Source organism: Burkholderia sp. Bp9031 (assembly GCF_003857965.1).
Lineage (GTDB): Bacteria > Pseudomonadota > Gammaproteobacteria > Burkholderiales > Burkholderiaceae > Burkholderia > Burkholderia ambifaria_A.
On record NZ_QTPW01000063.1, the window covers coordinates 1 to 8,588 of the forward strand.

Here is an 8,588-nt window from a genome sequence, read left to right on the forward strand (position 1 = left end):
ATGCCCGTCCTGCGGAACACACCTTCCGCATCGTGGGCCTTCTGGGCGAGGCTCGCAGGGTTCTGCGTGTCGAGCCACGCCTTGACTCGCGAGTAGGGCTGGCGAACCTGATCGCCTGCCAGCATTTCGTCAAACGGTGCCATGGAATTTTTCTCTGTTGTCACGGGCAGCGGGAACCTTCACGGGTCCGGATAACGTTGCGTGTCGCATTAGTTGTCACCCTTTTCGAGCACGTTCTGCGTGAGCGCGACCGACGGAATCGTCGGTTTTAGCGACACGCGACGCGCACGGCCGCTCACCCACCGCCAGCCGACGACAAGCAGCAGTGCGACTACCGGAATCGACGCCACGGTGCAGGTTCCATTCGGATAGTCGAACGCCATCAGCACCAGCACGCCAAGCAGGAACAGCAGCGTGAGCCACGACGTGACCGGTGCTCCGGGCATCTTGAATGGCACGTCGTCCACGTCACCGCGTTTGACGGCCGCGCGGAACTTCATCTGACAGACGATGATGAAACCCCACGTGCTGAGGATGCCAAGCGACGCAACGTTGAGCACGATCTCGAACACGCTGGACGGCACCAGGTAATTCAGCAGCACACCCACTACATAGATCGCGACCGTCACAAGGATGCCTACATATGGCACCGACTGCGCGCTCATCCGCGACAGCGCCGCGGGCGCGGAGCCGCCCATCGCGAGCGAGCGCAGCACGCGCCCGGTCGAATACAGCCCCGAGTTCAGGCTTGACAACGCCGCCGTCAACACCACCATGTTCATCATCGAGCCGATGCCCGGCACGCCGAGCGCGCCGAAGAACGTGACGAACGGGCTCTGGCCCGCCTTATAGGCACTCCACGGCAACAGGCAGACGAGCAGCACCACCGATGCGACATAGAACAGCGCGATTCGCCAGATCACGCTGTTGATCGCGCGCGGCAGCACCTTGCGTGCATCCTTGCATTCGCCAGCGGCCGTGCCGACCAATTCGACGCCCGCGAATGCAAACACCACACCCTGCACCAGCACGAGTGCTGGCATCAGCCCATGCGGGAAAACGCCGCCGTTGTCGGTGATCAGATGCATGCCCGTGTCATGGCCGGCGACGTGTCCACCCGTGCCCAGGATCACGGAGCCGATCCCGAGAAACAGCACGATGGCAGCGACCTTGATCAACGCAAACCAGAACTCCATTTCGGCAAACCACTTCACGCCGATCAGATTCATGGTGGCGACAATGCAGAGCGCGATCAATGCGAAGATCCATTGCGGAACGCCTGAGAACGGGGCCCAGTAATGCATGTAGAGCGCAACCGCAGTAATGTCGACGATCCCCGTCATCGCCCAATTCAGGAAATACATCCAGCCGGCTACGAAAGACGCCTTCTCGCCGAGGAACTCGCGCGCGTACGACACGAAGCTTCCGCTGCTCGGGCGATGCATCACGAGTTCGCCAAGCGCTCGCAGAATCAGGAACGAGAACGCGCCGCATACGAGATAGACGATCGCGAGCGACGGCCCTGCTACCTGAAGGCGTGCGCCGGCCCCGAGGAAAAGTCCCGTGCCGATCGCGCCGCCGATCGCGATCATCTGCACCTGTCGATTGCCCAGGGTCTTGTGATAACCAGCCTCGTGGGATTCCAGCCAGCTGCGTTGATCGGTTTCGCCCGTCGGCGACGGTTCGGGAATCGATGCCATGACTGTATCCTCCAATAATCAAAGAAATTCAATTCTTAAAGGCGCCGGTCATTTTTCCTATCATCATAGGTAGACACATGCAGCCGGATTTTCGCCGCCATATCGTGATTGCGGCACGCGGACAGTCGCGATCTGGAGCATCTGACCGGAGCCTATTCAGTCGAAATTCGCCCCACAATTCCTATGCAAAAAATGACTAAAACACTTTGAAATCCGGCATGGCGAATATCCGGAAGGCACCCCGAAGACACGCGATCAACGGCGGGCCGGCGGCCTGTCGGCTGCAACACGAAGCGTTCGATCGAGCGAAATGTCCGCTGCCGCATTCGGCCCGGCAACGTACAGAGCGAAGTTCGCATCTTTCCCGCCAATGCGAAATTTATGTATAGCTATACAAATCAATAGAGAATCAGTCGAACGACAAGATCTCGTCGAGCCTTAACCACACTGAAAGAAAAGACCGCCTCGAACCTGATCCAGAGGCCGTGGAGCTTCGCGACCCGGAGCGCGAAGAGGCGAAAGTGACGATGCTTCGATCGATCGCCCTGCATGAGCGACCGCTCGTCGCATCGGGAATTCGCCTTTTACGAACGTGTCCAGTTGAACGCGTCGTCACTCACGGCAAGTGCAGTCGCGTTGACGATTTGCCGGACCGTCGTCGCCGGCGTCAGGATGTGAACACGCCACCGCGCGCCGAGGACAACCTGGCCGGCTGAGATTCCTTGACCCGTTGAAATTCGCATCACATTGCGAATGACGTTGGCCATTTCGCCATCATGCGTCACGAGAATGTTTGCACTTGCGTCGAAATTCAACTCCGAGAGCGTCGGATCGAAGGTTGCGCATGGGAACGCCGAGCCGCTCGGCGCCCCTTCGCCACTCGCCATTCCTGAAACGCGCTCGTGGATCATGGCCAGCGCTTCGCACATCTTCTTTTCGCGCGTCGCGTCCGACGCACTCGAACCCAACCTCGGCACCAGCATGACCTGCGGCGAGACGCCCAAGCGACTCACTTCATCGACCCCGAGCCACGCAATTTCGGCGATTTGCTCGGCACCGGGATTGCTGTTCACAAGCGCATCGCAGATGAACAAGGGGCGCTCCGGCAACATGAGGGTCTCCATTAGCGCGAGCGTGTTGACGCCTTTGCGACGTCCGATCACGTCTCGCACGGCAATCAGATGACCCGCTCGGCGTCCGGCCGTCCCGCAAAGCATCGCGTCTGCGCGCCCGATCCTGAGCAGCATCGCGGCAAGCAGCGTGCGGCAACTGCGCAGTTCGACTGCGGCAAGTACGGGCGAGATACCGTCACGCTGACGTAGCAAGCAGTAGCGTGCCACGGCGGCGTCGTGGATATCCGGATCAAGCGGGTCGACGATCTCGCAGTTCCCGCCCGGATCGAGACCGAGCTGGCAACGATCAATCACGTCCGCGATCACATCTGGCCTGCCAAGCAACACTGGCCTGGCGACGGACTCGTCGATCGCGCACTGGGCAGCACGCAACACGCGCTCGTCCTCGCCCTCTGCAAATATCACCGACTTCACGTTGGCCTGCCGGCCGGCAATCGCTGCCCGCCTCGTCGGACTCGAGCGGCCACTGACGGGCGAGAGACTTCGCCGATAGGCTTCCATATTCGCTATCCGTCGCCGTGCGACACCGCTTTCGGCAGCCGCCTTCGCCACGGCAGGCGCGACCATCTCGATCAACCTTCGGTCGAAGGCTTTCGGAATCAGATAGCGGGGACCAAAGCGCAACTCATGCGCGTCATCTATTGCGGCAACCTCCTTCGGTATCTCCGCTTGCGCGAGTGACGCGATCGCGTGGACCGCGGCAAGCTTCATCTCCTCGTTCACTGTCATGGCTCCGGCATCGAGCGCGCCCCGGGCAATGAACGGCAGGCACATCGCGCCACTGATCTGGTTCGGATAGCTCGCGTGACGGGTCGCGATTATCGAGTCTGTCCGTACCGCTAGCACGGCCTCAGGCATGACCTCGGGCATCGCATCCGATATCGCGATGACGATCGGGTTGACCGCCATGACCTTGACCAGATCGGCCATCGCCACGCTGCCCGCCGACACCCCGACGAAGATGTCGGCGCCCGGCATCACGTCGGCTATCGTGCGCGCCCGGGTACCACGTGCAAATCTCGCCAGCCCCTGATCCATGCCCGCCACTTGGCCGATGTACACGACACCGGTCGTATCGCCGACAAAGATGTTTTCCCGCCGCAGCCCGAGGCTCACCGCCAGATCGAGATAGGCGAGCGCACCTGGCCCCGTACCTGAGCAGACGAGCCTCGCTTCGCTGATGCGCTTGCCGATGTATTCAAGCGCGTTCAGCGTCGCCGCCGCGGCAACGATCGCGACACCCTGTTGCTCGTCGTCGAGAACAGTCATCTTGACCGGGTCTCGACGCGCCTGATCGATGCAAACGCCGTCTGGCTCATCGATGCTCTCCAAGTTGCTTCCTTCCCGCATTGCCCCGCCTCTTCCCGGATCAGGCATCGTCCATGCCAGTTCAGACTTGCTCGACCAGTTGGGACATTGTCCCAACCGATACGCGCGATGCCAGTTGCGGATAATCGATAATCGAACTTCGGTGAGGGCGAGGACCGTCGGCCCGCCCTTTCCCTGTCAAAGACTCCCGGCGGGCACCTTGGTCGGTCTGGTCAACCGCTCGGGGCACAGAATCTCGTCGAGCTGCCCCTTCGACAGCAGCCCGCGCGCCAGCACGATCGCCGCTACGCTGCCGCCGGTTGCGTGTGCCTCCTGGGCGACCGATGTCGCATTGGCGTAGCCGATATAAGGATTGAGCGCAGTGACGATCCCGATCGAATTCTCGACCGTGGCGCGCAAATGCTCACGATTTGCGGTAATCCCCGTCACGCAGCGGCTCGCCAGCGTCAGGCATGCATTCTTCAGGTGCGTGACGCTCTTGAACAGACTGTGCGCAATGATCGGTTCGAAAGCGTTCAGTTGAAGCTGCCCGGCCTCCGCTGCGAAGCTGACAGTCAGATCATTGCCAATGACTTCGAATGCCACCTGGTTCACGACCTCCGGGATGACCGGATTGACCTTGCCAGGCATGATGCTCGATCCGGCCTGAACCGGGGGCAAGTTGATCTCGCCCAGGCCCGCTCGCGGGCCGCTCGACAAGAGCCGTAGGTCATTGCAGATCTTCGAGAGCTTGACCGCCACGCGTTTCAGCACACCCGACAGTTGAACGAATGCACCACAGTCTTGTGTCGCTTCGATCAGATTCGGCGCGGTGACGAGCGGAATGCCGGTCAGCTCGACGAGCCGGGCGAGCACGAGCGGCGCATAGTCGGGATGTGCGGTGATGCCGGTGCCGATTGCCGTCGCCCCCATGTTGATCTCGCAGATCAGCATGACTGCCTCGGCGAGCCGATCCTGATCCTCACCAAGCATCACGGCGTACGTACCGAACTCCTGGCCGAGCGTCATCGGTACTGCGTCCTGCAACTGCGTGCGTCCCATCTTGAGCACATCGGCGAACTCTTCCGCCTTTTCCGCGAACGCTTGGCGCAGCACACCCATCGCGTCGATCAGTCCGTGGATGCCAAGATAGGCAGCGATTCGCAAGGCCGAAGGGTAGACGTCGTTCGTGCTCTGCCCGATATTCACATGATCGTTCGGATGCAGGTGCTGGTAATCGCCACGCTCGTATCCAAGCCGCTCGAGCGCCCGGTTCGCGATGACCTCGTTCGCGTTCATGTTCGTCGACGTGCCCGCGCCGCCCTGGATCACATCGACCACGAACTGATCGTGCAGCGCGCCGGCTCGCACGTCCCGACACGCCTCGACAATCGCATCGCAGCGTTCACCATCAAGGAGTTCCAGTTGATGATTCGCCAGCGCAGCCGCCTCCTTGATGAACGCGAGCGCGTTGATCAGGTCGGGATAGATCGAAATCGGCGTGGATGTAATCGGGAAATTCTTGACTGCCCGAAACGTGTGGACTCCGTAATAAGCACTGGACGGAACTTCGCAGTCGCCCAGCAGATCATGCTCCGTTCTCGTTGGTAAGACTGACATTTTTTTCTCCGCTTTAGACGATCACTGGTTTCCGGAGACTAACCAGCCGAATTTCGATCGAGCGAGAACTATGCGCAATCGGAATAAGGACACAGCAAATCGTGCAAGGGCAGTGGATTCATTCGACACCGTGACCTGACCGCGGGAGCACTCTGCCTCGCGGCAGATACGGCAATCAGGTGCCGGTCGAGTGCGCTGAAGTGAAGCGACACCCGCATCAGTGTGCGAACCCGTCGGCATGACTCACCGGTCACGCCGACGCCCATCCTCATCGAAAGTCAACGAGAAACCGCAAACCAATCGATCGCCTTGCCGTCAATCCCGACGCATGGCACTGAGTTTTTGGTGACACCACCTATGCTATTTTCGACTGACCTATAACCGATCCTTGCATCAGACCGTCGGCGAACAGGCGGCGATCGCAACCGTACAGCGGCACGTCATCGGCTCCGGGGCGGACCGTGCACCGCCCACGCCATCGGCATCCGATCTCTCGCACGACGCGGGCATCGGCCGCAAACGACCACACGACAAGCCTCTCAGCGATTTCCGTCGCCGCGCACCCGTGCCCGGTTCTCTTCAGGAGTCGCATAAAAAGCGTCACTTCGGTGTCCGCGGTGCACTTTCAAAGGAAAAACCTTTCATCCTCTTCCTAAGGGTGCGCGTTCACGACTAGAGCTTTCCCTAGACTTGAAGTCCCCCTCCATTCGCGATTAAATAAATCACGTTGATTTAATTAATCGGAAGAACTCCAACTGGGGGAGACGATTGAGGCACCATCAGGCTCGGGGCAGTCGTACGACGCCCATCGGCCATATCGACACGCGCGTGATGCAACGCCCGTGCGATCGACGGCCACACATTTCCGCTTCGATCGGCGCGCGCGACGACAACCCGCGCACGTCCGGCCGCGCTGGCGCATACGCGCCGGCCCGCATGCTTCCGATACGTCCACCCGCACCCGCGCATCCCCACCCGCTGCGCTGACGGTCTATGCGCCAGACGCTAACGATCACGACAACATCAGAAGAACGGAGCGAGACAAGTCATGTCCCAATCGGTATCCAAGCCCGCATTGCTGGAAATGCGCGGCATCAGCAAGACCTTTCCGGGTGTCCGCGCCCTCGACAACGTGTGCCTGTCAGTCAGGGCCGGCGAGGTCCACTCGCTGATGGGTGAAAACGGCGCCGGCAAGTCGACGTTGATGAAGATTCTTTCAGGCGCGTACCAGGCCGATCCGGGCGGCGAAATTCTCGTCGATGGCATACCGTCGGTCGTTGACGGTCCGCTCGCCGCGCGCACGCTCGGAATTGCGGTGATCTATCAGGAACTCAGCCTTGCACCAAACCTGACGGTCGCGGAGAACATCTACGTCGGCCGCGAGTTGCGGCAACCCGGCCGCGGCTTCCGGACCATCGACCGCGCTGCGATGGAACAGGGCTGCGAAGCCGTGCTGACACGCCTGGGCGCCTCGTTTGGCCCGCGCACGGTGGTAGGCACGCTGTCGATCGCCGAACAGCAACTCGTCGAGATTGCACGCGCCATTCATGCGCGTGCTCGCATCCTCGTGATGGACGAGCCAACGACGCCATTGTCGTCGCGCGAAACCGACCGACTGTTCGAACTGATCCGGCAACTGCGCGCGGAAGGTCTCGCCATCATCTACATCAGCCACCGGATGGCCGAGATATATGAACTGTCCGATCGCGTGTCGGTACTGCGTGACGGCACCTACGTCGGCACGCTGGAGCGCGATGCGCTCTCCGCCGACAGTCTCGTGCAGATGATGGTCGGACGCGACCTTTCCGGCTTCTACAAGAAAGAACACACCGCATACGACCCGGGCAACGTCGTGCTGTCCGTGCGCGACATCGCCGACGAGACGCGCGTGCGCGGCTGCAGCTTCGACCTGCATGCCGGCGAGGTGCTCGGCATCGCCGGGCTGGTCGGGGCCGGACGCACCGAGCTCGCCCGCTTGATCTTTGGCGCCGAGCCGCGCACACGCGGCGAGATTGCGATTGCAGGGAAAACGCTGGCGATGCGTACGCCGCGGGAAGCCATCGATGCGGGCCTCGTCTACCTGACCGAGGACCGCAAGCGTCTCGGCCTGTTTCTCGACATGAGCGTCCACAACAATATCAACGTGTCGGTCTGCAATCGCGATGCTCGCCGCGGCGGCGTGCTCGATCTCGCCGAAGGAGCCCGACGTGCGCGTGACGCCATTGCGTCGCTGTCGATCCGCGTGCCGCACGCGAAAGTCAATGCGGGTGCGCTATCGGGCGGCAATCAGCAGAAGGTACTGCTGTCGCGCCTGCTCGAGACGAAACCGCGCGTGCTGATCCTCGACGAGCCGACCCGCGGCGTCGACATTGGCGCGAAATCCGAGATCTACCGAATCATCAACGAGCTGGCGTGTTCCGGCGTCGGCGTGATCGTCATTTCGAGCGAATTGCCCGAAGTGATCGGGGTCGCCGACCGCGTACTCGTCATGCGCGAAGGCGAATTCGTCGGCGAACTCGGTGGACATACCGGCAAGGCCATCACCCAGGAAGGCGTGATCGGGTTCGCTACCGGATCGCACCCGGCAGCGAGCGAAGCCGCACAACCGGCGGCATGACGAGATTCCACACTACACGGAGGAGAACATGAGCAACACAACCAAAGGGCCGATCGCGTCGGCCCCGCAAACGTCCAAGCAGCCACGGCAACACAAGCAGGCCGCGCGCCAGCAACGCATGCAGAACCTCGTTCGCACCGCCGGCATGCTGCCGGTTCTGCTGGTCCTCTGCATCGGCTTCGGATTCCTGACCGACGGCTTCTTCACGCT

The 8,588-nt window shown here is 61.3% G+C and carries 4 protein-coding genes and 1 pseudogene; 2 read left to right on the forward strand and 3 right to left on the reverse strand.

Going from position 1 to position 8,588, the window contains the following annotated elements:
• Window positions 1–209 precede the first annotated feature (209 nt).
• From ansP to aspA, 3 genes are all read right to left on the reverse strand, one after another.
• Window positions 210–1,700: an L-asparagine permease gene (gene ansP / locus DIE15_RS36165; RefSeq protein ID WP_057930242.1), complete on the reverse strand. Its 1,491-nt coding sequence runs from the start codon at window positions 1,698–1,700 to the stop codon at window positions 210–212.
• Window positions 1,701–2,284: 584 nt separating this feature from the next.
• Complete coding sequence (locus tag DIE15_RS36170; protein WP_185734615.1) at window positions 2,285–4,165, reverse strand: phosphate acyltransferase; 1,881 nt, start codon at window positions 4,163–4,165, stop codon at window positions 2,285–2,287.
• A 174-nt stretch (window positions 4,166–4,339) separates the two neighbouring features.
• Window positions 4,340–5,761, reverse strand: coding sequence for an aspartate ammonia-lyase (gene aspA, locus DIE15_RS36175; protein ID WP_124835839.1), 1,422 nt, complete (start codon window positions 5,759–5,761; stop codon window positions 4,340–4,342).
• Between the two features lie 1,048 nt (window positions 5,762–6,809).
• Between aspA and DIE15_RS36180 the strand changes: the two genes are divergently transcribed.
• Window positions 6,810–8,378, forward strand: coding sequence for a sugar ABC transporter ATP-binding protein (locus tag DIE15_RS36180; RefSeq protein ID WP_057930239.1), 1,569 nt, complete (start codon window positions 6,810–6,812; stop codon window positions 8,376–8,378).
• A gap of 28 nt (window positions 8,379–8,406) precedes the next feature.
• Window positions 8,407–8,588: pseudogene (locus DIE15_RS36185) on the forward strand (ribose ABC transporter permease); the annotation flags it as partial.

What these genes read in the sequence shown, in the direction of transcription:
- ansP (WP_057930242.1), bottom strand. Translation starts at nt 1,700, where the DNA reads ATGGCATCGATTCCCGAACCGTCGCCGACGGGCGAAACCGATCAACGC.
- aspA (WP_124835839.1), bottom strand. Translation starts at nt 5,761, where the DNA reads ATGTCAGTCTTACCAACGAGAACGGAGCATGATCTGCTGGGCGACTGC.
- DIE15_RS36180 (WP_057930239.1), top strand. Translation starts at nt 6,810, where the DNA reads ATGTCCCAATCGGTATCCAAGCCCGCATTGCTGGAAATGCGCGGCATC.